The 1,806-nt window shown below is 67.9% G+C and carries 3 protein-coding genes; all 3 read left to right on the top strand.

What is annotated here, in order from left to right:
• Positions 1–282: helix-turn-helix transcriptional regulator (locus B3E91_RS01890; protein ID WP_287028132.1), on the top strand; the 282-nt coding region annotated here is incomplete at its 5' end.
• 138 nt (positions 283–420) lie between these two features.
• Positions 421–1,062: an alanyl-tRNA editing protein gene (locus B3E91_RS01885; RefSeq protein WP_287028131.1), complete on the top strand. Its 642-nt coding sequence runs from the start codon at positions 421–423 to the stop codon at positions 1,060–1,062.
• Between the two features lie 436 nt (positions 1,063–1,498).
• On the top strand, positions 1,499–1,806 hold a 308-nt coding region (locus tag B3E91_RS01880; protein ID WP_287028130.1), incomplete at its 3' end, for an AzlC family ABC transporter permease.

Genomic DNA, 1,806 nt, shown 5'->3' with positions numbered 1-1,806 from the left:
GCGCAGCTTGCCGAGCCGCCGTCGCTGGAGGCGCTCGCCGCGGCGGTGAACCTGTCGCCGTTCCACTTTGCGCGGGTGTTCCGGCGTGCCACCGGGATGCCGCCGTACGCCTGGCTCAAACAGCTGCGCCTGGACCAGGCACGCAGCCTGTTCAGGCTGGGCCTGGCGCCGGCGGCGGTCGCCGTGCAGCTGGGGTTTTCCGACCAGAGCCATCTCAACCGCCAGTTCAAGCAGGCTTACGGCGTGACGCCCGGCGAATACCGCCAGGCCTGCGCGCGGTAGGCAACCTCTCCCGCAGGGTCCGGCCTGAACGTCTGGCTGCACAGCGCATCCAGGCTCCGCGCGCGGCGCAAGATCGTTCAAGACTCCCCGGGCGGGGAGCGCCTAACCTGCCGCCCTGGCTCGTTTTCGGGAGGGGCCATGGCCACCGACAAGCTGTTCTGGAAAGACGCCTACCGCAGCCGGCTCGAGACGCGCGTGGTCGCCGTGGAGGATGACTGGGTGCGCCTAGCCGAAACGATCATCTTCGCCTTCTCCGGCGGGCAGGAGAGCGACCACGGCAGCATCGCCGGGCGCCCGGTGCGGGAGGCGCGCAAGGAGGGCCTGGATATCCGCTATCGGCTCGATCCGGGGCACGGCCTGCTCGCCGGCGATGCCGTCGAGGTGCTGATCGACTGGCCGCGCCGCTACCGCCTGATGCGCCTGCACTTCGCCGCGGAGATGGTCCTGCAGCTGATCTACCGGAAGATTCCCGGCATCGAGCGCATCGGCGCGCACATCGGCGAAGACAAGGCGCGTATCGATTTCGCCCTGGATTCCAGCATCGCCAGCCTGTTCGAAGGGTTGCAGGCCGAGGTCGGGGAACTGGTACGTGCCGATCTGCCGATTCGCTGCGCCTTCACCGACGAGGCCGCGCAGCGGCGGTTCTGGCAGGTCGAGGGATTCGCCGAGATGGCCTGCGGCGGTACCCATCCGCGGCGCACCGGAGAGATCGGCGCGCTCAGGTTGAAGCGCCGCAACACCGGAAAGGGCAAGGAACGCGTGGAAATCCACCTGGCCTGATGGCGCGCTCGCAAGGGCGTAGGGTGGGCTTCAGCCCACGCCGTGGAGTGGGCTGGTGGGCTAAAGCCCACCCTACGGCTGATGCAGTGCTCGGACGTTTGGTACCGCAAAGCGCTCCACCCTCGGGCCATTTGGTAGGGTGGGCTTCAGCCCACGCCGTGGAGAGGGCTGGTGGGCTAAAGCCCACCCTACGGGCTGATGCAGTGCTCGGACGTTTGGTACCGCAAAGCGCTCCACCCTCGGGCCGTTTGGTAGGGTGGGCTTCAGCCCACGCGATGGAGTGAGCTGGTGGGCTAAAGCCCACCCTACCGGCTGATGCAGTGCTCGGGCGTTTCCGTACCACGCGAAGCGCTCCACCCCACCCGAACTCATGCGCAAGATCGTTCAAGACGTCGATGACACGCGCTCCTATCCTCCGTTGCCCAGAGGAGAGCCCATGTCCCGTCGTCACGAATTCCTGCAGGCCCTGCGCGATATGACCCCGATGCTGCTCGGCGCGATGCCGTTCGGCATCATCTTCGGCAGCCTTGCCGGCGCCGCCGGGCTGACGCCGTGGCAAACCCTCGGCATGTCCGCGCTGGTGTTCGCCGGCTCGGCGCAGTTCATCGCCATCAGCCTGCTGACCAGCGGCGCGACCCTCGCCGTGGTGTTGCTGACCACGCTGGTGGTCAACCTGCGCCATGCCCTGTACAGCGCCAGCCTGCAGCCGTTCGTGCGGCATCTGCCCAAGCGCTGGCGGGTGCC

The sequence above is a fragment of the Pseudomonas sp. UBA6310 genome (assembly GCF_002438225.1).
Classification (GTDB): domain Bacteria; phylum Pseudomonadota; class Gammaproteobacteria; order Pseudomonadales; family Pseudomonadaceae; genus Pseudomonas_O; species Pseudomonas_O kuykendallii.
This window is presented reverse-complemented; position numbering and strand designations above follow the sequence as displayed.